Genomic DNA, 25038 nt, shown 5'->3' with positions numbered 1-25038 from the left:
CGCTCCCGCGGCTCGGACATTGGCTCAGAGCGCCGTGTCGCGGGCATGAGTGGTGTAAGCCAGCGCGCTTCATCGTTCAACTAGCGGGGTGATGATGAATTGCGATAGCCGCCGAAGGGCCCTGGTGACGGCCAGCAGCAAAGACCTGGGTTTTGCAATCGCGCGACGTTTGGCGCAAGACGGTGCGTATGTCGTGATCTGTGGTCGCGATCAATCGGCATTGGAAAGAGCTGCCGCTCATTTGCGAACCATTCCGCAATGCGCCCATCGAATCGTCGCTGACCTCGGGCGTCGCTCGGAGGTAGACGCGTTGTTCGAGCGGGCGGTGAGGCTCATGTGGACCGTCGATTGTCTGCTGAACTCTGGTCACATGCCTTATGGCACTATCGAGGCTTTGACTGACGAAGACTGGCATGCATCACACGAAATGCGCTTATGTGCGCAGTGCAGCTTTCACGAGCCGCGGCCAGACTTATTAAAACATCAGATCGTGCAAGGGATATCGTATTCGTTACCCGGGGTGCATGAGACAGCAGGGCACCTGCTTCTGTCAAATGTCATGCGTGCCGGCACAGCGGTAGTGGTCGAACATCCTGCCCGCCGCGCTTTCGGTGCGCTTGAATTTTGTCGCGCCAGGCTATTTTGATACCGGCAGGATACGCCAGAGAATTGAAGCTCTGACGATCGGTGAAGGCCTCGACAGAGATTCGGCTATCGAACGGATCGCCAATGCAACTCCACTGGTCCGGATCGGAGCCGCCGAAGAGCTCGCGGACGCGGTGGACTTCATTGTGAGCCATCGAGTGAGATATCTCAATGGTACAACGATTGTTGTCGATGGAGGTAGCGGACGAATCGTTACCTAGGATCGTCAATAAGGTCATGAATTTCACGAGCACGCGATCTTTCGCACGAGAGTCCGCGCGGCTATCGTGAAGCCACATCGCGGTGCACCTCGCTCCGCTCGCATTGTGCGGTGTCGGCTTTGTTGCCGATGGCAAGCGGTAAGACCCGCTAAGCCATGAACGGTACCCAACCCATCTTCCCGCGCCCCGAATATTGGACCCCTGCGGCGCGGCGATCAAAGTGAGAGTGCGTATTGCCTTATGTATTGATGCTCCCGGGTGCAATCCTCTCCCAGATCGTCGCGCTACAGACCCCGGCGCAGCGAGCCATGAATGAAAAGTATGGAGCGCGGCATTTGCGGGCCCAAATACTCGACCGATGCGGACAGTTGCTGCTTCAAGGTGCGCAGTGCCGAGAATTCCAGTGGGAGAACGGTTTTCCGCGGGCAAATAACCTCTGTTGCAGAAACTCGCCTCAGCTGCCTCGGAATGTGCCGCAAATATTCTCCTTCGGCCCCGTACCGTACGATCAATGAAGGGGCTTCAAGGCCTTAGGAAACCTGATAGGGGGAATTGGCACGATGAAGGTGCTCTGTTTGTGGTACGCGACCGATGACGAAATCAGTTACATCAAAGGAGCGATGCCGGCTGGTACGGAAGTTGTGGCTCCGAAAGGCGACTATCTCTCTCGCTTTGATTGTGCATACTCAGATGTAAAGCAACCTTGCCCCCGACGCTGACGCGATTATCGCCTTGAGCGTCCCGGAAGGCGCTTTGGAGATCGCCAAAAAACTCAAGGTGTTTTCCTGGATGCATTCGGGGGTTGATGACCTCCGCCAAATGGGGGTTCTCTCTCTCTTCAAAGAACGCGGCGTAAAACTTGCGAATATCCGTGGTGCCAACGCCGTCGCGCTAGCAGAGCAAGCGATGATGTTCGTGCTTTCGCTGGCGAAGCAGACGATAGTCAAGCACCAGGCATTGCAACACCGACAGAAACCGCACCCCGTATATGAGGACGAGACTCGATCGGCTATGTTGCATGGTCGAACCATCGGGATCATCGGCCTTGGACAAATCGGCGCCCGCATCGCTAAGCATGCAAAGGGCTTCGACATGCATGTTGTCGGTGTCCGCCGCGACAAGGGAAAGCCGGTGGACTGCGTAGATTCAGTTCACGGAGTCGACGAGTTGCAGTCCGTGCTTGCGAAATGTGACTATGTCGTCGTCGCGACCCCCAATACGGTTGAAACCAATCAGTTGATTGGCAAAGCCGAGATTGCAGCGATGAAGCCATCTGCCTTTCTGGTCAACATTTCGCGTGGAAGTGTGATCCAAGAGAAGCCGCTTTATGAGGCGCTTACGTCCGGTCGGTTGCGCGGCTACGCAGCGGATGTCTGGTGGACCTATGGATTTGGGCGGGCCTTTCCAGCCGGTTCGGGCTCACGCTTGGCTGTTCATAAGCTTCCAAATGTGATTGGCTCCGATGATCAAGCTGCGAACGCCGATGACGTTCTGCAGCGAAATATTAAGTGGGGTACTCAGAACCTGCTAGAGTTTGCGACGGAAAAGCCGCTCACGCGGGAAGTGGATTTGGGTTACTAGACCAACCGATGGAAAGTCGCGGGGACCTGAGGGGCTCCAAAAGCAAACCGAGTTCAGGGACTGCGGACTCATCATGCAGTCCCTGAAACAGTCGTTCGTGAAGTTTTGTTTTGCGGGCCGGACTATGTAGGGCCGGCGATGGGAAAGTCGCGACTGAGGATCAATAACAATGCGCGCAAAAGCGTCTTGAACCAATGCAAAAGTAGGCTGAAGTTGAAGCCGGCGGCTGCGAGGATGGCATTGATCCGGTCACCATTTCGGCCTTTGAGATAGTTGCGCCGCATCCGGTGATCGTCCTTGAGATGGCCGATCAAGGGCTCGACGGCGGCGCGACGGCGCATCTCACGACGGATGGCTTTGGTGACCCGGCGGACCTGGCCGCTGATCCAGACCTTGAACCGATCTGGATAGTTGTGGCCGCGATAACCCTTGTCACCATGGATGCGGCGTGCTGCGACACCTGTGAGCTTTTCGAGATCGGCGATGACGGGACCGAGCGTGTGGCCGTCATGCGGATTGCCGTGAAGGGCTTTGGCATGCAGCACGAACTGGCCCTCCTTGGGCGCGGTGGCCGGCGTGGTAATCGACACCTTGCAGCCAAATTCGTAGGGGGCCCGCGCCTTACCTTTACCGATACATTCCACCTCGGGGGCGTGCAGCGAATAGACCTTCGGTCCGCGCTGACGCTGCTCTTGATGCCGAACCCGCACTGCGAGATCGAGCAGCGGGCCAAAGCGATCCTCGAGCGCGGGATCACCCCCGATCTTGCGACGAATGTCCCGCATGATGCGGCGAGCCGGGTGCGCAGGAATTTGAGCTCCCGCCGGGCTCGCTTGAACTGATGGGCATGCGTATAGCGCCCCACCATGATGGCGGCACGCTTGGCTACGCGCAGATAGCTCTGGCGCAATTCGATGCCCTCGCGCTTGGCCAGCGCAACCAGCTTCTCTATCGCCCGGTGGGTAAGCCGCGCATCGGTCGGATGCGCAATCGCCTTCTCCTGGACGGTGGTATCCACCACCACGCGCTCGAGATTCTTGCTCTCGATGGCCCCGCTCCGGTGTCCCACCGAAAGGCTCTCTCCTGCAAAAGCGCTGTAATCTGCTCCTCCCCCAGCCGCTGGCGCCAGCGCGTGAGCGGAGCGATCGAATGGCAGTTTGTGCTGAACCACCACTTCCCCGCAGAAATACTGAAAATACGGGTTCTCCACCCACCGTTCGCACAGCGCCTCATCGGAGAGGTTCTGCATGTGCTTGAGGATGAGCAGGCCGGCCAGCAATCGCGTCGGCAGCGGCGGCTGCCCTGGCCCGACGCAACAGACCGAACCAAAGCGTCCCGCCAGAAAGTCCCAATTCATCTCCGCTGCCAACCGCACCAGCGGATGGCGAAGATTGATGATCTTCTCCAGTGATGGACCAAACAGGTCGTTCTGACGACCGTCGCGCGGCTGGCTCACGGGTCTTCCTCCGACAGCGAATCTGCCGCCAAAGGAATCACGAAGCTCCGAAATCCGGAATTCCAAATCGCAAGAAAACCAAGATCCGCCCCCAGCTTTCTTGCAAAATCGAATACTTGCTCAACTCAAATCACAGTGCCAAATCAATCGCTTCCGAATTCTTCACACACGACGACTTCGCCGTCCGCCGCGACGACCGGCGATTTCGCGCTCAAAGATTTCGTTGAGCATGCGCTCGACCCGTTTGATGATATCATCGGCTCCATAAGTCGCCTGCGCACGCCCATTGATTGCGATCAGAGCGGCGATGGGCCTGGGTGGCGTTGGCACGCCTAGTTCACCGGCAAGGCGATGCCGAACAAGCCAGCGTCCGACCGATCAGCGATGTCTCGGGGCGACACGCTCGCAAAGATATAATGTCCACCCCCAGGCGGCGTTACGGCGGATGGACGATCGGTCGGAGCTTAGCCTCGGGGCCTATCCTTCTCGCAGCACACGCTCTCTACAACAAACCCGCAAGGCATAGACTAGGGGCAATGTGCTGCGTGCATGGTGCGGTATCTCTCTCAATTATGGCCATGCAGCCCGCGAGCGGTACCATCCCAAAATTCTCGAATTTTTGCCTTGGACGCAGAATTTCGACGGGTTCAAGCCGCGCATTAGAGTAATTCGGCTGCTGGAACGCGATACCATTCTCTGCAGGTTAAAATGTAAAATCATCAGCCTTGCGAAAGAAAACGGCTGGGGAGCGCTAAGGAGATGAATAATGCGCCTTTTGGCGAGGCTGAGAACTGAGCTGCTGCCGGTTTGATGGACACCGAGATTAGGTGTTTCATGAAGCCGGAGGTGGGCAATGAAAAGACGGAAGTTCAGTCGCGAGTTCAAGGTCGAGGCGATCAAGCTGGTCATGGAACGCGGGGTATCGGTGGCGCAAGCCGGCCGCGACCTGGACGTCCATGAGAATGTTCTTCGTTCGCGGGTCCTCTTCGAAGTTTCGATGGTTCTGCCGCCTCAGCGGAATTTTGTTGAACATTGCCGCGGATCACAAGTGATCGCGGTTCTACTCGGTAACCCGCGCGAACGCCGCACATAAACGGACCTGTAATGGAAGGAGTATCCGCCCTGCACCAACGGAAGCGGCCGGCTGCACCGGTAAGCTGCGCAACCACCTTGGATCGGGGTGGGCGCGAGTCGATTCAAGGTGAGGCCTCGAGGCCTGTGTTGGAGGTCTCTGACCTTCAAATGACCTTTGGGTCTCGCAAAGCCTGCGTGTACGCAGTCAACGGCGTGAGCTTCCATGTCAACCGCGGCGAGCTTCTGGGCGTGGTTGGCGAGAGCGGCTCCGGCAAAAGCGTCACGATGATGTCGCTGATGAAGCTCGTGCCGATGCCGCCTGCCATAATAGTCTCAGGGCTGGTCCGCCTCGCGGGGTGGGATCTGCTGGAGCTTGACCCACGCGAAATGCAAAAGGTGCGCGGCAGGGAGGTCGGCTTTGTCTTTCAGGATCCTATGACGTCTCTCAATCCGGTCTTCTCGGTCGGCTACCAGCTGATGGAGCCATTGTGCAAGCATCTTGGGCTCCGCCGGGGCGAGGCGCACAAGCGCGCGATTGAGCTTCTAACCCTTGTTGGTATCCCATCTCCACAGGACAGAATAAACGACTACCCTCACCAATTTTCCGGCGGCATGCGTCAACGGGTAATGATTGCTATTGCACTCGCCTGCGAGCCAAAGGTCCTCATCGCGGACGAGCCGACGACTGCGCTCGACGTGACGATCCAGGCACAGATCCTTGAGCTGGTCAAAAAGCTGCGCCAAGAACTTGGGATGAGCATCATCTGGATCACGCATGATCTTGGTGTGGTGGCCGGTATCGCCGATCGAGTGATCGTCATGTATGCCGGGCTCATTGTCGAATCCGCCGCTGTTGACGATCTCTATGCAACTCCCCGTCATCCTTATACACGCGCACTTCTGGAAACCTTGCCCCGCGCCGACACTGCACGTGACCGACTGAAGAGCGTCGGTGGGCAGCCGCCTCATCTTACCGCCTTTCCCACGAGTTGCCCCTTCGCGCCCCGATGCCCGCACGTTTTTGATCGATGTCGCAGCGAAAGACCGCCGCTCATCCCTGTGAGGGAAGGCCACGAAGCGGCATGCTGGTGGGACGTAACCAGGCAGCGGCCGCGCGATGATGTCTGAGCCACGCGTCCTCGTCAGCGAAGAACAGGCCGGCCAGGATGACATCCTGCTGAGTGTCACTGACCTTGCACTGCACTTCCCGATCTATGCGGGCGTCTTCGGCCGCCAAGTTGGCGCCATCAGAGCGCTGGACGGGATAAATCTAAAAGTCAGGCGAGGCCGGACGCTCGGCCTGGTTGGCGAGAGCGGCTGCGGCAAGTCGACGGCCGGACGCACCATCCTGCGCCTTTGCGATCCGACGCGTGGTCGCATCATCTTCGACGGCCACGACATCACGCACCTGCAAGGCAACAAGCTGCGTCGCATCCGTCCGCGGATGCAGATGATCTTTCAGGATCCGCAGGCCTGCCTCAATCCCCGCATGACCGTCGGATCGATCATCGCGGAACCACTGAACGAGCACGGCGCGCAACAAGGTAATGACAAGGAGAGGCGGATCGGCGAGCTGCTGGAATCTGTCGGGCTCAATCCGAGGTTCGCCAACCGTTACCCACACGAATTCTCAGGTGGCCAGCGCCAGCGTGTCGGCATTGCCCGAGCGCTCGCGCTAAATCCTCACTTCATCGTCTGCGATGAGCCGATCGCCGCCCTCGATGTCTCCATTCAGGCGCAGGTCGTCAATTTGCTGCATGATCTGCAGAATCGATTCTCGCTGACCTACCTCTTTATCAGTCACGACCTTTCGATGGTTCGCCATCTATGTGACGAGGTCGCGGTGATGTATCTCGGAAAGGTCGTTGAACTCGCTTCGTGCAGTCTCATCTTTCGAGACCCGTTACATCCTTACACGAAGGCGTTGCTCTCCGCGATCCCAGTGCCTGAACCGAAAATCGAACGTGCGCGCCAGCGGATCATCCTGAAAGGAGACGTGCCGAATCCAGCAAATCCGCCTTCCGGCTGCCGCTTTCGCACTCGCTGCCCGGCCGCCTTCGATCGGTGTGCCGCAGAAGAACCAACCTGGCGAAAGCTGGCGGGCGACCGATGGGTTGCCTGCCATCGCGCCGAATGAAGAGATTGGCACCGCTAACCTCGAAAGAGGATGGTTGCGCCATGGGCCCGTTCTTCCAAGAGGGATGGGTTAAGCGGACGATTATAGCGCCTGGACGTGTAGCCCGGCTGATCAGTCGTTGAACAAAGGGGGATACAAATGTCGAAATTGAACTCATTATTGGCTCTGGGAGCCGCGGCAACATTAGTAGCGACGGTCGCAGTGGCGGCGCCCGGACGCAGCACACAAGGCACCGTTAATATTATCTATTGGCAAGCGCCCTCGATGCTCAATCCTTATCTGGCGAGCGGGGACAAGGACGCAGACGCCGCTTCGCTGGTGCTCGAACCGTTAGCCTTGTTCGACGAGAACGCCAAACTTTCCCCGCGGCTTGCAGTGGATATTCCGACCGTCGAAAACGGCGGCGTGTCGAACGGCTCCAAATCGATCACCTGGAAGCTGAGGCCCGGCTTGAAATGGTCCGACGGCTCGCCGGTTACCGCCAAGGACGTGGTCTTCACTGCCAACTACTGCATGAACCCGAAGGCCGGCTGCCAATCGCTAAACCGTTTCCGGGCGGTAGATAGCGTCGAGGCAGCAGATGAACTCACCATAAAGGTCACCTTTAGCGAGATGATGCCGGATCCCTACGGTCCGTTCGTCGGCGAGAGGTCTCCGGTCATACAGGCCAAGCAGTTCTCCGATTGCCTGGGTGAGAAGGCGTCGACCTGCACGGACGCGAACTTCAACCCGATCGGTACTGGACCGTTCGTCGTTACCTCCTTCAAGCCGAACGACGCTATCCAGCTGAAGGCCAATCCGAACTACCGCGATCCGAACAAGCCGGCCTTCGCCGAGGTCAATTACAAAGGGGGTGGCGACGCGCTGGGAGCGGCCCGTGCAGTCCTGCAGACCGGCGAATACGACATTGCCTGGAACCCGGTCGTCGCTCCGGACGTCCTGAAGAAAATGGAGGAAGCGGGCAAGGGTAAACTGTCTCTGTTCTTCGGCACGACGGTCGAAACTCTGGTGCTAAACCTAACGGATCCTTCGTCAAGCCTCCCGCCGGAGGAGCGATCGAGCGCCAAGCATCCGAATCCCTTTCTGAGCGACGTTCGTGTGCGCAAGGCGCTGTCGATGGCGCTGGACCGCGCCACCCTCACCAAGATCGGCTACGACTTCATGGGCAAGCCGACCTGCGACATTATATCGGCCCCGGAGCTCTTCGCCGCTGGCAACACGAACTGCCTGAAGCAGGACATCAAGGGTGCCCAGAAGCTTCTTGACGAAGCGGGCTGGAATTCGGGTTCCGATGGGATCCGAGAGAGGAAGGGCAAGAGACTGAAGCTAACCTTTCAGACCTCTACCAATGCCGTTCGTCAGCAGCTACAGGCGATCATCAAGCAATGGTGGCGTGAGATTGGCGTCGATGTAGAATTGAGGAACATCAACGCCTCGGTGTTCTTCAGCAGCGATCCCGGTAATCCGGATACGTATCAGAAGTTTTACGCGGACGTCGAGATGTTCACCTTCATCTCGGGTATCGAACCCGGCACGTTTGTGGCAGGCAACACCTGCGATAAGGCGCCGCGCGCAGACAACCAGTGGCGGAACACGAATTACGCTCGCTATTGCGACAAAGACTACGACTCCTTGGTCGTCGAACTTGGCAAGACGACCGACCTTGAAAGACGCGCCCAGATCTTCAAAAAGCTGAACAACATGCTGACCGTGGACAGCAACACGTACCTGCCACTGGTCTGGCGTGCCGCCCCAATGGCAGTCTCCAATACTTTGGGTGGAGTTATCTTTCCCTGGGATTCCCCGTTTGCAAACATCCAGGACTGGTATCGCAAGAAGTGAGACTACTCGCGTGCTCAAATGCACGCGGCTTCTGACGACCCAACATCCCGGCCGCGGGTAACACGGCCGGGAGTCATTAGGCGCGAGACATGCTCAACTATGCCCTTCGGCGGCTGCTTACCGCCGTACCAACCGTACTTCTAATCAGCCTCATCGTCTTCGCGCTGCTTAAAGCGGCGCCCGGTGATCCGTTGGCAGACATACCAATAACGATTCCGCCCGAAGATCGCGCGAAGATTTTAGCGGCGCTTGGTGCTGATCAGCCGCTGATCGTGCAGTATCTCTTGTGGTTGAAGCAGTTTCTATTGGTCGAGCCACTGCATGGCTTGGACCTCCTGTTTGGAACGCATTTCGCAGACGGCATGCAGCGGGTTATCTCGTGGCAGACGCGCAGCCCCGCCTTCGACATCATCGCCCAGCGACTTCCCCAGACTCTGTCGGTGGTCGGCCTTGCCTATGTCGTTGGCGTGCTGGTGGCGCTGCTGTTCGGGATCGTATCCGCCTACAAGCGCCATTCCGTGTTCGACCAAGTTGGCACTTTCCTATCGATGTTAGGCCTCGCCATGCCGTCCTTTTTCACTGGCGTTCTGGTGATCCTGATCTTCGCCGTCAACCTTAACTGGTTCCCATCGATCTACAACACAAACCTGGTCGTCAACAGCTGGAGCAGCTTTCTCGAGCAGCTCCGCCAGATGGCTATGCCGGCTATGGTGCTGGCGGTGCAGACCACTGCCTATACCAGCCGCTACGTGCGCTCGTCCATGCTCGACAACCTCGGCCAAGACTACGTTCGTACAGCGCGCGCCAAGGGGATGAGCGAAGCGGTCGTGCTGTTCGTCCACGTCTTGCGCAACTCGATGATTCCGGTTGTCACTCTCATCGCGCTAGGGATACCGGGAATCTTTGCGGGGGCTATCGTTACCGAGCAGATCTTCAAGGTCAACGGAATTGGCCAGCTCCTGATCAGCGCCATCTACGCCAACGACCTGCCCATGGTGCAGACGTTGTTTTTTATCTTTGCTGTGCTGATCGTCACGTTCAACTTGATCGCCGATCTGCTCTATGGAGCGCTCGATCCGAGGATTCGCTATGACTGAATTGCGAAGCCACGCCCAAACGGGTGCAGTTACCAATGCGATTGTCGCGGAAACACAGACAGTCGATCACGCGAGCGGTTCCGATCTTGGAATTGCCGACGTCCCGTCACGTCATGGTTGGTGGGATCTTTGGGACCAGTTCAAGAGCCATAGGGGCGCGGTGACCGGAGCTGCCGTCTTCATTGTGATTATTGTCTCTGTCGTCCTTGGTCCCTTCGTTTGGCATATCAGCCCCGAGTACATCGACTTTACGATGATCAATCAGGGACCAAGCTGGGCTCATCCGCTCGGCACCGACCAGCTCGGCCGGGATCTTCTCGCTCGGATGATGATTGGCGGGCGAATTTCGATCGCCGTAGCGCTGACATCGAAGGTTATCTCAATCTTTCTCGGCACATTTGTCGGCGTCCTTGCCGGCTTCTTCAGAAGGCTCGACGGTCCGCTGATGCGCCTCACCGATCTGTTTCTGGCATTGCCGGTGCTGCCACTACTACTGGTCATGGTGATGCTGTTCCGCGATCCGCTGGCCAGCGTCTTTGGTCTCGACATGGGTATCTTCATCCTGATCGTTTCGGCTATCGGTGTGACCAGCTGGATGAATACAGCTCGCATCGTGCGCGGCGAAGTGCTGGCCATCAAAGACCGCGAATTCGTGCTCGCGTCGCGCAGCATCGGCACACCGCCTCGACGGATTATATTGCGCCATGTTCTGCCCAACATCTTGTCGCCGATTGTCGTCTCGGCCACCCTTGGAATCGCCACGGCCATCCTGACGGAAAGTACGTTATCGTTCCTGGGTCTCGGCTTTCCACCGGATCTTCCGACCTGGGGGCGAGTACTCTACGACGGAATCGAATACATGCAAGACTTTCCATGGCTCGTTCTTTGGCCAGGCATTGTGATCTCTCTGACCGTCCTCAGCGTCAACTATGTCGGTGACGGCCTGAGGGACGCGATGGACCCGCGGCTACGAAAATGATTCACCCCAAGACCGCACAAGAAGTGCGGGCCCCTGCCGATCGTACGAAAGGAATTCCAATGGCTATTCTTAATAGTGTCGCCGCTCTGCACTCTGACATCGTAACCTGGCGGCGCGACCTCCACGCCAATCCCGAACTTGGTTACGATGAGCACCGTACTTCGGCATTCGTGGCCGAGCGATTGCGCGAATTTGGCTGCGATGAGGTCGCGACTGGTCTGGGCAAGACCGGCGTTGTTGGCGTTATCAAAGGCAGAAAAGCTCCAAGCGATGCCGACATCAGAGTAATCGGTTTGCGTGCCGACATGGATGCGCTTCCGATCGACGAAGCGGTCGATAGGCCTTACACTTCCACAACAAAAGGCGTGATGCATGCCTGTGGCCATGACGGGCACACCGCGATGCTGTTAGGCGCAGCGCGCTATCTTGCCGAAACGCGGAACTTTGCCGGAACCGCCGTTATGATCTTTCAACCCGCGGAAGAGGCGGGCGCAGGTGCGGCCGCAATGATCAGCGACGGTCTGATGGATCGCTTCGGTATCGAGCAGGTTTTTGCCATGCATAACTCGCCTGGACTTCCGGTAGGTCGCTTCGCTATCCGCCAAGGCCCGATGTCAGCGTCGACAGAAGGGATGGTAATCAAAATCGAGGGCCATGGAGGCCATGCATCGACGCCGCATAAATGCATCAACTCGGTTTTGGTCGGCGCACAGCTCACCACTGCTCTGCAGCAGATCGTGGCCAGCAACATTGATCCCTTGGAGCCAGCCGGGGTTTCGGTATGCGTTTTCCTGTCCGGAAGCTCGGGTAGTGTTGTTCCTCAGACTGCGGAACTCCGCGGCACGATCCGCACGCTGACGCCGCAGGCTAATCAGCTCGTCAAGAAGCGGGTGCATGACATCGCAGCCGGAATCGCTCAAGTGACCGGTGCGACGATCGACGTGACTTACCGCCCCGGCTATCCAGCCATGTTCAATCATGCCGCACAGACAGATCTTGCGATGATGGTTGCAAAAGAGGTGGTCGGCGAGGACAACGTGCTCGAATGCCGGCCCTCACTAGGCGGGGAAGATTTTGGCTACATGCTGCAGGAACGTCCAGGTGCATACATCTGTTGTGGCAACGGCGATAGCGCAGGCCTCCATCACCCCGCGTATGATTTCAACGACGACGCCATTTTGTATGGAACATCGTTCTGGATCAAGCTCGTGGAACGCTCGCTAGTTGCTTGAGAGTTTCTCGAAGAACTCGGAAGGGGAATTGCGGTTTGCTCGTCAGATTCGCCGGTACAGCGTTGAACAACAACTGAATGCACCGCCAAAACTGTCAGTTCTTCCTCGCAGCGCAACGTGGAACGCTCAGCGCCCGACAGATTGACGGACATGCATCGGGATGCTGCTATACAAGTCAGTCAGCCTAACAGCTGGCTGGCGCGTTGCCGAACGAGTGGTGCAAGCCAGCGCGATTCGTCTTTCAACTAGAGGGGGCAGATGAATTGCGATAGCCGCCGAAAGGTTCTAGTCACGGCTGGCAGCAAGGGCCTGAGTTTTGCAATCGCGAAGCGTTTGGCGCAAGACGGTGCGCATGTTGTGATCTGTGGTCGTGATCAATCGGCATTGGAAAGCGCTGTCGCTGATTTGCAAAGCATTCCGCAATGCGAACGCGTCCATGGGCCCGCCGCTGACCTCGGGCGTCGCTCGGAAATAGACGCGTTGTTCGAGCGGGCGGTAAGTCGTCGGCTGTGAACAAGCCTGTAAGCGATTGAGCGGGAGTCTGTTTTTGGGATTTAATGGTGTTTAAGATTGCAGGGATTTGAGGATTAGGCGCCGCAAACCTTGCAAATTCGTTTTGTGGATTCCTTTTCGTTGTGACCCGTTCTCCTGTGGTGCATCGGAGGGGCGATGCGGCCGAAGAAGCACAAGACGACGGGATCGAACGATCTGTTCCGGGCACGGCTGGACCAGATCATCAACATGAAGCACGAGCTGGTTCTGCTCCGGCAAGATCGACTGGGACTGGATCGACGGCGAGATCGCCCCGCTCTACAGCGAGAACGGCAGGCCGGGGATCGAGACTCGCTTCAGATCGGGCTGCTGTTGCTCAAGCACATTTACGGGCTGTCCGATGAGGGTGTGTGCGAGCGCTGGGTCTACGATCCGTATTTCCGTGTGCCTCGTAGCCGGTGCGTATCTGCCGGCACAACTGTGTTGAAGATGGGAGCTGGCCTCTCGGAGCCGGCCTGCAGGGGCAGGCTTCAAACCACTCCAGGCTGCTGCGTTTAAGAGACGTGGTGGTGAGCGCTGGAGAAAAGGCGGGGGCTACGCCGTCAAGTGAGTGATGAGAAGATGAGCGCAAGCGAACCGCCGATGACGCATCGAAATGGGTCCAGGCGCTGTCAAAACGAGCATTGGGATAGTGATGCTCGGAAGAGTGTGGGCGACACCTGCTTACGGTCCACGCGGCAGCCGGTGTATAGGCGGCATGATCTCATCACAGGCTTCAATCCGGAACGAGGGAACCTGGCTTGGGGTGTTAAGGGAAATCCGCAAGTGGTGCACACCACGAGGGAGAACACCCAAACCCGAGACAGGGGCGGAGCAGCCTGTAGTAGCGCCGAAGGGGCTGTAATGGCTATGGAGCGAAGGGGCTGCGTTATCTTGTCCGACATCGGACGCCAACCGGCTTTGTCGGGAGGAGCGTCATGACGCCGGACAAACCGTTGCCGATCACCAAGCGTATGGTCTGGGAGGCCTACCAGCTGGTGGCAGGGAATGGAAAGGCGGCGGGCGTCGATGGCCAGAGCCTGGACGAATTCGCGCAGGACCTTGGGAATAACCTCTACAAGCTCTGGAATCGCATGGTGTCGGGAAGCTATCTCCCGCCTGCGGTCAGGCGCGTGGAGATTCCCAAAGGTAATGGCGGCATCCGTCCTCTGGGCATCCCGACGGTCGCGAACCGCGTCGCACAGATGGTGGTCAAGCAGTATCTGGAACCGGGGTTGGATCGAGTGTTTGATCCCAACTCCTACGGCTATCGGCCGGGAAAATCAGCGGATCAGGCGATCGAGCAAACGCGCAAGCGATGCTGGGACTATGATTGGGCTTTGGATCTCGACATCAAAGGCTTTTTCGACACAATCGATCCCTTCTGGCGAGAGCGCTTCGGAAGCACTGTCAGGAGCCCTGGGTTTTGCTGTACGTCGAGAGATGGCTGAAGGCTCCGGTGGAAATGCCCAATTGGACTATCCAGAAACGGGAAGCCGGAACACCGCAAGGTGGAGTGGTAAGCCCGCTGCTGGCGAATCTTTTCTGCACTATAGCTTCGATGCGTGGATGCGTCGGACGTTTCCGTGCATTCCGTTCGAACGCTATGCCGATGATGCAATCTGCCATTGGACGGCGGCGATCAAGGTGAGACCTCGCATTGCGTCAGCGTAGAAGCTCCCGAATGATAGGCCGTTGCCTCATGTAAGTTGCTCCCCGACCAACGGGCGGGCGGGGGCGACGATGAGGCGGCTGAGCATGGCGACTAGGAAGGAACTGACGGCAGCTGTGGGCGAACGCTACCGATCGGGCGATCGCGTGGAGAAGGCGCGGATATTGGATGAGTTCGTCAATATCACTGGATATCATCGCAAGCATGCGATGCGGCTGCTGCGGGGCCATGATGGGTCGCGAACAGGTCGTCGGGCCCGGCGCCGGATTTACGGTGAAGCCGAACGCAATGTGCTCGCACTCCTCTGGGAAGCGTCGGACCGGGTTTGCGGCAAGCGGTTGAAAGCCCTGATGCCGATGCTGATCGAGGCGATGGAGCGGCACAGCCATCTTGACCTCGCTCCCGAGATCCGCGGCAAGCTGCTTTCGATGAGCGCGGCGACGATCGACCGGGCGTTGGGCCGGATTCGGGAAGGGCTTGGTCGCCAGCGCCGGCGACCGGCCGCGCACGCCCTGCGACGCAGCATTCCGATCCGGACTTCAGCGGATTGGAATGATCCGGCACCGGGATTCGTCGAGGCGGACCTTGTCGCCCACAGCGGCCCATCGGCGCGCGGCAGTTTCGTGCAGACCCTGGTCCTCACTGACGTCGCGACGGGCTGGACGGAATGCGCGCCGCTGATCGTGCGCGAGCAGACGCTGCTGAGCACCGTGCTGACGGAATTGCGTAAGCAATTGCCCTTCGCGCTTCTTGGCTTGGACACGGACAATGACACCATTTTCATGAACGAGACGCTGAAGACGTACTGCGACACGGCCAATATCGTTTTCACGCGCTGCCGGCCGTACCGCAAAAACGATCAGGCGTTCGTCGAGCAAAAGAACGGCGCTGTCGTGCGCAGGATGGTGGGCTACCGGCGGTTCGAGGGTTTGGAGGCGGCGACGCTGCTGGCGCAGCTCTACCGCTCAGCGCGCCTGTTCGTGAACTTCTTCCAACCGTCGTTCAAGCTGATCGCCAAGCAGCGCGACGGCGCGCGTGTGCACAAGACCTACAGCGCGCCTGCGACGCCGCATCAACGGCTAGCCGCCGACGCGCGCACGTCCGATGAAGTTCGCGCCCGTTTACAACAGACTTTCGTCAGCCTCGACCCCGTCGCCTTGTTGCGCGATATCCGAGTGACGCAGGAGCGGTTGGCGGCGCTTACCGACGCCGAGCCTGTCGCGAACCCCGGCGCGATCGCGCAGCCGATCGATCTTTTCCTGGCGAGCTTGAGAACCGCCTGGAAGGAGGGCGGCGCCCGGCCGACAGATCGGCCGATCGTCAAAGCAAAACGAGGCCGTCGCCGTCCCGACCCGCTCATTCGAGTGACGCCGGATTTGCGCAAATGGTTTGAAGCCGAGCCGTGGCGGACCAGCAGCGAACTCCTGGCGCGATTGCAGGCAGAATACCCCGGAGTCTATCCCCAAAAACTTCTGCGCACGCTACAGCGTCGCCTAAAGACCTGGCGCAGCGAACAGGCCAACGCCCTGCTGTTCGGCCCCTCCCAAGTGCCGCCGCTCGCCCTTGACGTCGTAGCGCCTCGATAACGGCGGGCTCGCGCAGCAAAGGCCGGGCGTTGCGAACCGCGACCATCATCGCATCCGGTGCGGCCGAGTGCCTGATCCGTGCTCGGCGTCAAGGCCAAGCCCGCTACGCGGGTCGCTTCGCGAGCCTTGACCCCTGCGCGCGGATCAGGCCGCGGACGACCATGAGCTTTGCTGGCACGCCCGGCTTTGAGGCCGGCCTCTGTCAGCAAAGCTCATGGCGAACTGCCACCACAATGGGGTTACTCCAGCACATCTTAGGCCCACTTCGGCAATCATTGAGACGCCTGGCCGCCTCCGCTTCAAGCCGGGAGCAAAAAAGATGAGGCAGCGGACGAGCCAGAGGGAGCACTTTTACGTGCGGCAATACGCGCTCTCATCCTGATTGTCGCGCCATACTGCCATTGCCGCACACGGTTGCGGCATCCGTGAAGAACCCATGTCCATGGAGGTTGGCACTCGTGTTGCAAAGTAGCGGAATGCCCGCAAGTCTTTCACATTCGACAAGAGGCTCTGCGACTTTGTGGTTAGAGGTTCTAGGAAGAGATGTACAACGGCGGGGACGTTTTCCCGCCATTCGTCCTCGTCTAATGATCGAACAGCAGGATCCGGCGTTCCAGAGTTAAAAATATCCGCAGCACGATCCTCTAAGCACATCGGGCGGCTAGTCAGGCAAGACCCATCCACATCGTCTTTGCCACTTCGAACCAAACCACGCTGAAGAGCGATGCTTGACCATCCGTGATGACGCTTTCTATCGGAGAAACTTGTTTCGCGCGGACATAAGGACCGAGCCGAACGAGATGACACCTTCCCTCATGGCGCGGTTGTCTCAGTCCTCTCCGAGTGATGGATAAAGGGGTAGAGCATCGCTCGGCTTGCGAGGTCGGCTGCATTCAGACTTCATTCGAAGTCGTTCTCTCTCCTGCACAACAGTCATCAGATTTGTTGCATTTACGACAAGCATCTTTGACGACCCAGGGCACAAGATTTGCTTCGCTGATATGGGAATCGCCGCGCCGACCGCGCTAGCAAACAGCGTGCCGAGCGCGCGGCGCGCCCGCCGCGTGTTGGTGCCGGAAAGGTAGCACAGCTGGCGATCAGCGCGTCGGCGGCCAGCGTGTGGCGCTGGTAGGCCGCAGCGATTGGCTCTTCCACTCCGTGGTCTTGCCGTCGGCCGCGCCGAGCCGCGCGCGCGGGGACCACGATCTTAATCGGCCCGAAGCTGCCGGTCAGTGACCGCGGCCGGCTGCCGTGCCGATGCCCCGTAATGTCGGGCGGTCCCCCATGGCCGGCCTTCATGCTGCGTTCGTAGCGCGGCCGCGCAAGGGCCGCATCGAGCTCGCCGCGGATCAATTCTTCGATGAACTCCCGCGCTCATTCCCGTACCGCGGTTTCGATCGGATCGAACCAATCGTCGAAAAGCTGGGCAGCCGCTTCTCCTTCACACTGCCGGGAATGCGTCTTCGTGATATTGCTGGTGATGGTGTGGTCTCCGATCCGGCGCTCCAACGCCGGATAATTCGAGGTTGATCACCTCTGAGATTACGCCACCTTCAATTCCAACCAACACCGCTACGGGACCGACTTAGTCGTGGAGAAATTCAAGAACATCGCCAGAGGGAACATTCACCCGCAGTGGTAGGACGACATTCTTTCGGCGATCGCTACCCTCGACAGCATGGGGGCTCGTCCTCTTCTGGCTGCTGTCGCCACCGGGCCTGGCTGAGCCTGAACATGGTTTCCATTATGACTTCAGCAGTTCCAAGCAGTAGCGAACCGTCAGTTCAGTTGTCGGAAGAAGGAGGTCATCAGAGACTCCAAAAGTAGGCGTGTGCACTCCGGACTCGTTGCCCGGCTCCTTGCTGCCAAACCAGAAATAGATCGAAGGCACGCACGAGGAATAGAACCCGAAATCGTCGGCACCGGTAATCGGCAGTTTCTTGTCAGAAAAGTGGCTCTCGCCCATCGTCACACTCACCAGTCGCCGAAAGCGCTCAACCATGGCCGAATCGTTGACGACAGGCGGCTCACCCGCTGTACAGGAAAATTCAGCTTTTCCCCGATGCATGGTGGCGACACCTTCAGCTATTTCGTGAACGCGCCGAATCAGGATTGTCCTCCTGACTACACTGCTCGTTCTTATTGTTCCACTCATAGTAACGGAAGGGCAAATGATGTTCGTCGCCTCACCACCAGCGATAGTGCCAATCGTAATATGGGCGCCATCCTCGAATGGCATTTCTCGAGACACGACCTTCTGAACTTCGTTGATAAAAGCCCCCGCTATCGCAATGGCGTCCACCCCGGCATGCGGACTGGAGCCGTGAGCCATGGTCCCGATGAGATCGAGCGCGAATTGATCGGCCGACGTAGTTACTGCCCCTGCGCGTGCCCCGTACGTGCCGGCGGGCAAATCAGGTTTGACATGGAAGCCAACGGCAGCGTCGAACCCGTCGAGCAGACCATTTTCGGCTATCGAACGACCACCTAGCGGTTCAGCCTCCTCAGCAGGCTGGAAGAACACGCGAAGCCTGCCGGAAAAGCTCTCACGTATCCTACTCAATGCTAGCGCAGTCCCCATGGCTATCGATGCGTGCGTATCGTGCCCACAGGCGTGCATCACCCCGGGGACTCGCGAACGATAAGGCAGGTCGTTTCGCGTTTCCTGAATCGGCAAAGCATCAATGTCCCCCCGTAGAGCGATGGAGCGCTGCGGTCCCGGCGCTAAGCCTTCAATGTCGACGTACAGGCCGGTTTTGTGAAACGTTTTCGCGCCCGTCAGTCCGAACTGTTCCAGAGTTTGGCGGATTCGTTCCTGAGTCTTCCATTCGTTATTGGAAAGCTCGGGCTCACGATGCATAGCATGGCGCATCTCGATAATTGCGATTCGCTCTGCATCGGAAATCAAACTGTTCGCAATTATTTTCATTGTCACGTCGCCCTTTTAGCAAGTCCACCCCTTGTTTCTAGGCTAGCAGAGTCTGAGCAACGGAAAGCATCGACCAACCAGACCATAGCGCAGCAATCCTGCAACATTGAGGGACTGACGCGCGCCTTCGCGGAAGCACCATCCACCATCCCCGTGAGCTTGGATCGCTGATCCGATGTTATTCCCAAATTAGCCCGCCTGCGATGACACACCCCAGGCGTCCACAAATTGGCCGTCCTCCCGGCCTTCCACCATTGGCTCGTATGGCTTTGGGCAGCAGGGCGCAACCAGCGTGCACCGGAGTACGAGTTTCTCGAGCCCGCAATGCGGACCTCTTTCGCGTCTACTTTGATGCTTTGATGCGCTGGACCATCGAGCGGAGATGGTCGCGTCGGTAGCCGGCGGGTTTGATCAGCATGCATCCGGGCTAGCAGATCATTTCTCTATTGGCGCACGATCGTGGCCGCGCTGCATCCCCATCTAGGGTTGACCGAGGATCTTCTTCGCAGCACGAAGATGCGGTTTGTCGATCATCATGCCGTCGAGACGCAGCGTGCCGGAGTTCGGATTGCTTGTGAACGCCACGATCACCCTCTCGGCCCAGATTCGCTCAGCCTCCGTCGGCTCGAACGCCGCATTAACGACGTCGACATGCTTGGGGTGGATCAGCGCATTTGCCGAAAAACCGTCGCGCCGCGCGGCGCGCGTTTCCTGCTCGAGCCCCGCCAAATTGTCGATGTCGGTATAGACGGTGTCGATCGGCGCGACCTCGGCTGCAGCCGCCGCGATCAGGCAGAGATCCCGCGCCAGACGATAGGGGCTGTGGAACGTACCGCCGGAGGCCCTTTCAGTAGCGCCGAGCGAAGCTGAGAGATCTTCCGCACCCCACATCAGGCCCGCGAGCCGAGGAGAGCAACCCTTGTAGCTGCTGAGCCCGAAGATCGAACCGGCGGTCTCGGTAGCCACGCATACGATGCGGGTTGCGCCCACCGTGATGCCGGCCGCAGCTTCCAACGCTTCGAGCCACCGGGCCAACTGCCGAACGTCGTCGCCGCCCTGCGATTTCGGCAGCAAGATCCCGTCGGGCTTGCCCGGCATGACCGCGGCGAGATCGGCGAGCGTCATGTGGGTGTCGAGCGCGTTGACGCGGACATAGAGTTGCTGCGGGCGGCGCCTATGCGTGACCATCGCCAACGTCAGCTTGCGCGCCTCTTCCTTCTTCTCAGTGACGACGGAATCCTCGAGATCGATGATCAGCGCGTCGGCCTTGCCTTCGCTCGCCTTCTCGAACTTTCGCAGAGAATCCCCAGGCACAAACAGCATCGAGCGCATCGGACCAGACTCTTATGACATCATCCTTTATCGCTACGAAGACAGAATCTAGCAATAACTTTCCTTCTGGGCGCCGCGGCTACAAGTCCTGTCACGTTCTCCCACGGTCACTTTCTGCTGGGCGGAATATTTGCCCACGTCTTAGCCGCCAGTTGCCCGCCAACGCTGGAACATGAATAGTACCACCAGTCCCATGACTGGAACGATCATTACCACAGTCGAGATTGCCGGGAGTATGGGGGTGACTTCGAACAAAATGCCGTCCCAGAGTCGCACCGGCAGCGTCTTGTTGCGCGCACCACTTAGGAAGAGCGCCAAGATCACTTCATCAAATGATACGTGGAAGGCCAGTAGCGCGCCACCAACCAGCGCAGTGCTGATTTGCGGCAGAGTTACACGCCAGAAGGTCTGCCAAGGCTGAGCCCCCAGATTGGCGGATGCTTGCGCCAGGTCCGGGCTTAGCGATTGCAAACGGCTTCCCATCATGACAACGACAAACGGTAACGCGACCACAGTGTGCATCACTGCTATGCCCGCAACTGTACCGACCATGCGGAGTTCAACAAATATGAAATACGCGGATGCCGCGATCACTACGGAAGGAACAATCTGAGGCGACATGAACACCGCCTCAGTGATCCCGCGCAGGCGTGCGGGCAAACGCGTAATACCCATTGCCGCCAACGTTCCAAGCACGGTAGCGCTTAGCATGACTATCGAGGCAACCTTAACCGAGAGCCAGAAGGACTCCATCCATCTCTGGTCGGAAACGAATTCACGATACTGCCTGAGCGATGGATTCGACGGAATAATCTCAAATCGGGTCGAGTCGTTGAACGACATCGGAATCACGGCCAGTACCGGAAGGAGCAGGAACAGAATCGTGCCAATCCCGACGAGCGCGAGGAGGATCCGCATTGCTGGGCTTTGGGGGCGATAGTGAGACATACCTTGGTCCAGAGGGGAGTGGGGCTCAGACGGCTTTCAGGACCGTGGCTTCGGGCAAGAGCGCGCGGTAGATCATGTACAAAATAAGCGTCGAGGCAAGCAGGCTCGTCGACAAAGCGAACGCAAGCGACCAGTTCAATACATCCTTGACATTGAATGCAATAAGGTTCGCAACCATCATCTCCCGTGTTCCACCTAACATCGCAGGCGTGATGTAGAACCCGAGACCCATGATGAAGGTCAGGAGCGCAGCCACGGCGGCGCCCGGAACTGTGAGCGGGAGCGTCACCCGAATGAGGGTGCGCATTTCGCTCGCACCGAGACTAGAAGACGCTGCCTTCAATTCCTGCGGTATTGCCAAAAGCGAGCTCAGGATGGGCAGTATGGCATATGGCAAAAGCATATTCACCATCGCGACGACGACCGCAAATCGGTTGTACATGAGCTCAAGCGGCTGCCATATCCAGCCGCTGTCGACCAGCAATCGGTTGATCAATCCCGTATCTTGCAAGAGGAGCATCCACACATAGTTCCTCACCAAGACAGACAACATGAACGGAAACGAGATGAGGGCGATCGCAATCGTGCGCCTCTTCGAATCCAGTGAGGCTATGAAGTACGCACAGAGATATCCGATGATCAGACAAATCACGCAAGCGATGAGGGCCACTTCAAATGTCCTCAAGAACACCGAGCGATATAGAGGGACCTCGATCAGACGACGATAGTTCGAAAGATCGAGAGCAGTCGATCCGACACTCTGGGCGACACTTCCGGCAATCGGGAGCAGGAAGAACACGACAAGGAAGGCTGCAGGACAAGCCATCAGCGCGACCGTGGCACCGTGACTGCCCAGATAGCGGTTCATGCGATCACCATGCGCGCGTCCACGATGTGTGCTCCGTGCGCATTCACGATGACAGGGTTCAGGTCGAACTCAATCAAGTCATCTCTTCGATCCCAGCAGAATTGCGAGACCCTCTGGATCAGCTCCACCAGCGCCTGTCGCGCCACCTTTTCGCCGCCTCTGAAGCCGGACAGCAAGGGAGAAATACGAGAGGCGTCTACGATTTCGGCCGATTCCTCGGCGGTCATAGGTGCCAGTCTGCAATTCACATCCTTCATGATTTCGATCAACACGCCGCCGGCGCCGAAGAAGATTGCGGGTCCGAACTGCGGGTCGATCTTCGCGCCGATAAAGCATTCGACCCCTTTCCCTGTCATGGGAGTGACCAACGCTTTGGGATCCGGCTCGCCCAATTGGGTCGCTATGCTTTCGAGCTTGGTGAATGCCTCCGCCGCTTCGTCATCAGTGGCTATACCGAGCATCACTCCACCAACGTCAGACTTGTGAATTGCGCGCGACGACAACAATTTCATGGCCGTCGGCACACCTGCCTTTACCATCACCTGGCGTGCTTCTTCGCAATTGCGCACAACCCACGACGGAGGCACGGCTATGCCTGCCGCGCTCAGCACCCGGCGGCATTCATCCTCAAGCAGTACTGCGTGTACGACGTCCTCGTGAATTTCAGCTCGCGCTTGCACCTCGATAAGATCTGACGGAGTTGAGCGCTGAACCAATGCCGCCATGCCTCTCGCCGTCGACTCAAGCTTTCCATAGACGGGCACGCCTGCACCATGGAGCGGCCGCAAAGTGTTGGGATGGCTGTCGGCATGATCGCTGTGGATCAAAACTGGTTTGCTCGAGGCACTCGCAAGCTGACCAATGCCCTCGGCCGCCTTCGATTCAGAGGATTTCACTCCACTTAACAATTCGCTGCCAGCCGCCATCAAGTGGTAGCCACCGAAGTGGCCGGCAAAGATCACGCCACTTACAGAGGGATCTTCAAGGCATGCTTGCAGCACCCCCGGGATACTTTCCGGGTTTGATTCGGCCACACCGGCGAAGTCAACTGGGTTTCCAATGCCGCTACGCACCGGCAACAGAGCTTTTAGCTTTTCATGCGTGCTCGGTGAAAAACTGGCGAGCGTAAGCCCTAGACGGCCGGCTGTATCAGCCACCATGGTCGCGTGCCCACCGCCATCAGACAAGATCGCGACCGCGTTGCTTCGTAGCGTCTTCCCGATCGATAGAGCCAAAGCGACGTCGAACGCCTCGTCGATTTCCTGGGCTCTATACACCCCGGCAGCGCGGAGGGCAGAGTCCGCAATGATGTCATCACCAGCCAGTGATCCGGTGTGAGATTGGACGGCCCGGCGCCCCTCTTCTGATCCGCCAGGCTTGAGAATAACAACTGGCTTTCGGATGTCCGAACGCGACAGAACGTCAATCAACCTGCGCCCGTCATTGGGCGCGAAGCCCTCACAGTAGATCAAGATGACCTTCGTCTGGTCGTCCAGCAACAGAACTTCGATTAGCTCGGAGGTCGTAAGGTCCGCGCTATTTCCGACGGCAAGAATACTCGAGAATCCGACTTGGCGCGCGTGCGCATAACGCGTAAAGCTAAGCGCAATATTCCCGCTTTGGGTAATCAGGCCGATATTGCCACTCGGAATTTCCCAACCGAGCGTATTCACCCCACCGGCAGCACTGAAAACGCCCGCACTGTTGGGTCCCAGCATGCGGATGCCGCGATCGCGCAGGGTGGCGACCATTTGGCGCTCTGCGGCCCGACCTTCTTCACCGGTCTCGCCGAAACCAGCCGAGACAACGACGACCGCTTTCGCATTCGCGGCCGCGCATTCGCTAACGGCGCTGCCCACGAAGTCAGACGGCACCATCACAACCGCCAGATCGACGCCGTCCGGCAGATCTTTCAGGCTTCGGTAGGCACGGATTCCATCGAGTTGGTCGGCGGAGGGATGGATCGGGTAAATGGCTTGACCGCCGCATGCAGCCAGGGCACTCCGCCAGCGTCGTCCGCCAGCTTTGTGGACGGCCGAAGTTGCGCCAATCATGGCGATCGAGCGCGGCCGCAGAAAGGCCGCGGCCAACGAGTTAACTGGGGTGCTCATGTCTCAGCGCCCTATCCAAACGGGCTGGCGCTTTTCGGCAAATGCGAGAGGGCCTTCCTTCGCATCTTCACTCGCATGCATTAACGCTAATCCGGCGGCGACAAAGCGCATGAATTCATGCGGATGCTCATGCAAACCTCGCCATCCAAGTTCCTTGGTGATCTTGACAGCCATCGGAGCATTTTCTGCAATGGCCGCGGCGAGCTTCAAAGCCGTCGGGAGTAGTTCGGCAGGCGCAACGACATGGCTGACAAGTCCCGTTTCATAGGCGCGCTGGGCAGAGATGCGCTCTCCTGTAAGCAACATTTCCATGGCGACGGCGAACGGAATCGCCTGCACAAGCCTCATTGCGCCATAACCATGTAGAACAGCCCGCTTCACCTCGGGACACCCAAATGAAGCCTGTGTCGAGGCGATGCGTAGATCGCACGCCAAGGCGAGCTCCAACCCGCCAGCCAAACAATAGCCGTTGATTGCAGCGATGACAGGCTTGCGGACTTGGATCGCCTGTCCGAGCCGATACGATCGATCGTCATCCCAAAGTTCTGCGACGCCACCGCCAAAATTCGCCCCGTGGAGGCTTTTCAGGTCTGCGCCGGCACAGAAGGACTTTTCGCCCGCGCCTGTGAGGATACAGACCTTCAGTTCCGCGTCCCGGTCAAACTCGCCGAAGTATTTGCCCATTGCGGCCACGGCGTCCGCATCATAGGCATTCATCGCATCCGGGCGGTTGATGGTCAGGATAGCGACCTGGCCACGGCGTTCGAAGATTACCTTTTCCACAATGCCACTCCTTA

General features: G+C 58.4%; 17 protein-coding genes and 6 pseudogenes. 14 read left to right on the top strand and 9 right to left on the bottom strand.

The window, feature by feature from the left end; all coding sequences use genetic code 11:
• Positions 1 to 91 precede the first annotated feature (91 nt).
• The 3 genes from N2602_RS39075 to N2602_RS33225 all read left to right on the top strand — a co-directional run bounded on the left by N2602_RS39075 (position 92) and on the right by N2602_RS33225 (position 2447).
• Positions 92 to 646: an SDR family NAD(P)-dependent oxidoreductase gene (locus N2602_RS39075; RefSeq protein WP_409241861.1), complete on the top strand. Its 555-nt coding sequence runs from the start codon at positions 92 to 94 to the stop codon at positions 644 to 646.
• A complete protein-coding gene (locus tag N2602_RS39070; RefSeq protein ID WP_409241860.1) occupies positions 612 to 866 on the top strand; it encodes an SDR family oxidoreductase in 255 nt (84 codons plus the stop codon). Before N2602_RS39075 ends, N2602_RS39070 begins: the two co-directional genes overlap by 35 nt.
• 732 nt (positions 867 to 1598) lie before the next feature.
• Positions 1599 to 2447 carry an NAD(P)-dependent oxidoreductase gene (locus tag N2602_RS33225; protein ID WP_260380761.1) on the top strand — a complete coding sequence of 283 codons (849 nt, stop codon included), beginning with the start codon at positions 1599 to 1601 and terminating at the stop codon, positions 2445 to 2447.
• A gap of 155 nt (positions 2448 to 2602) precedes the next feature.
• On the opposite strand, the pseudogene N2602_RS33220 reads toward N2602_RS33225, so the two are convergent.
• A pseudogene (locus N2602_RS33220) lies at positions 2603 to 3903 on the bottom strand (IS5 family transposase); the annotation flags it as partial.
• A gap of 853 nt (positions 3904 to 4756) precedes the next feature.
• Between N2602_RS33220 and N2602_RS33215 the strand changes: the two are divergent.
• From N2602_RS33215 to N2602_RS33170, 11 genes and pseudogenes are all read left to right on the top strand, one after another.
• Positions 4757 to 4879: pseudogene (locus tag N2602_RS33215) on the top strand (transposase); the annotation flags it as partial.
• Between the two features lie 266 nt (positions 4880 to 5145).
• Positions 5146 to 6105, top strand: a complete 960-nt coding sequence (locus N2602_RS33210; RefSeq protein ID WP_260380760.1) for an ABC transporter ATP-binding protein — start codon at positions 5146 to 5148, stop codon at positions 6103 to 6105.
• Entirely contained in the window at positions 6098 to 7114 is a 1017-nt protein-coding gene (locus tag N2602_RS33205; protein ID WP_260380759.1) for an ABC transporter ATP-binding protein, read from the top strand. The genes N2602_RS33210 and N2602_RS33205 overlap by 8 nt, the downstream gene beginning before the upstream one ends.
• A gap of 138 nt (positions 7115 to 7252) precedes the next feature.
• Positions 7253 to 8956, top strand: coding sequence for a peptide ABC transporter substrate-binding protein (locus N2602_RS33200; protein ID WP_260380758.1), 1704 nt, complete (start codon positions 7253 to 7255; stop codon positions 8954 to 8956).
• A gap of 89 nt (positions 8957 to 9045) precedes the next feature.
• Positions 9046 to 10053, top strand: a complete 1008-nt coding sequence (locus N2602_RS33195) for an ABC transporter permease (protein ID WP_247355056.1) — start codon at positions 9046 to 9048, stop codon at positions 10051 to 10053.
• A complete protein-coding gene (locus tag N2602_RS33190; protein ID WP_260380757.1) occupies positions 10046 to 11032 on the top strand; it encodes an ABC transporter permease in 987 nt (328 codons plus the stop codon). The genes N2602_RS33195 and N2602_RS33190 overlap by 8 nt, the downstream gene beginning before the upstream one ends.
• A gap of 59 nt (positions 11033 to 11091) precedes the next feature.
• Positions 11092 to 12264, top strand: a complete 1173-nt coding sequence (locus N2602_RS33185; protein WP_260380756.1) for a M20 aminoacylase family protein — start codon at positions 11092 to 11094, stop codon at positions 12262 to 12264.
• Between the two features lie 258 nt (positions 12265 to 12522).
• Positions 12523 to 12777, top strand: a complete 255-nt coding sequence (locus N2602_RS39065; protein ID WP_409241859.1) for an SDR family NAD(P)-dependent oxidoreductase — start codon at positions 12523 to 12525, stop codon at positions 12775 to 12777.
• Positions 12778 to 12933: 156 nt separating this feature from the next.
• Positions 12934 to 13200 (top strand): annotated as a pseudogene (locus N2602_RS33180) (transposase); the annotation flags it as partial.
• A gap of 533 nt (positions 13201 to 13733) precedes the next feature.
• Positions 13734 to 14424 (top strand): annotated as a pseudogene (locus N2602_RS33175) (group II intron reverse transcriptase/maturase); the annotation flags it as partial.
• A 114-nt stretch (positions 14425 to 14538) separates the two neighbouring features.
• Positions 14539 to 16053: an ISNCY family transposase gene (locus N2602_RS33170; protein ID WP_260380755.1), complete on the top strand. Its 1515-nt coding sequence runs from the start codon at positions 14539 to 14541 to the stop codon at positions 16051 to 16053.
• 406 nt (positions 16054 to 16459) lie between these two features.
• Here N2602_RS33170 and N2602_RS33165 read toward each other — a convergent pair.
• From N2602_RS33165 to N2602_RS33130, 8 genes and pseudogenes are all read right to left on the bottom strand, one after another.
• Positions 16460 to 16710, bottom strand: a pseudogene (locus tag N2602_RS33165) (nodulation protein NodU); the annotation flags it as partial.
• A 358-nt stretch (positions 16711 to 17068) separates the two neighbouring features.
• Positions 17069 to 17535: pseudogene (locus tag N2602_RS33160) on the bottom strand (transposase); the annotation flags it as partial.
• 262 nt (positions 17536 to 17797) lie between these two features.
• On the bottom strand, positions 17798 to 18982 hold the full coding sequence (locus N2602_RS33155) for a M20 family metallopeptidase (RefSeq protein ID WP_260380754.1): 1185 nt from the start codon (positions 18980 to 18982) through the stop codon (positions 17798 to 17800).
• A gap of 480 nt (positions 18983 to 19462) precedes the next feature.
• Complete coding sequence (locus tag N2602_RS33150; RefSeq protein ID WP_260380753.1) at positions 19463 to 20314, bottom strand: CoA ester lyase; 852 nt, start codon at positions 20312 to 20314, stop codon at positions 19463 to 19465.
• A 141-nt stretch (positions 20315 to 20455) separates the two neighbouring features.
• Entirely contained in the window at positions 20456 to 21232 is a 777-nt protein-coding gene (locus tag N2602_RS33145; protein WP_260380752.1) for an ABC transporter permease, read from the bottom strand.
• 55 nt (positions 21233 to 21287) lie between these two features.
• Entirely contained in the window at positions 21288 to 22130 is an 843-nt protein-coding gene (locus N2602_RS33140; protein WP_260380751.1) for an ABC transporter permease, read from the bottom strand.
• Positions 22127 to 24241, bottom strand: a complete 2115-nt coding sequence (locus tag N2602_RS33135) for an acetate--CoA ligase family protein (RefSeq protein WP_260380750.1) — start codon at positions 24239 to 24241, stop codon at positions 22127 to 22129. The genes N2602_RS33140 and N2602_RS33135 overlap by 4 nt, the downstream gene beginning before the upstream one ends.
• Positions 24242 to 24244: 3 nt before the next feature.
• Positions 24245 to 25024, bottom strand: a complete 780-nt coding sequence (locus tag N2602_RS33130) for an enoyl-CoA hydratase/isomerase family protein (RefSeq protein ID WP_260380749.1) — start codon at positions 25022 to 25024, stop codon at positions 24245 to 24247.
• Between the last annotated feature and the right edge of the window lie 14 nt (positions 25025 to 25038).

Origin of the sequence: Bradyrhizobium sp. NC92 (genome assembly GCF_025200865.1) — a bacterium.
Classification (GTDB): domain Bacteria; phylum Pseudomonadota; class Alphaproteobacteria; order Rhizobiales; family Xanthobacteraceae; genus Bradyrhizobium.
Note: the sequence above shows the minus strand (reverse complement) of the source record. Positions and strands in the feature narration are given on the sequence as shown.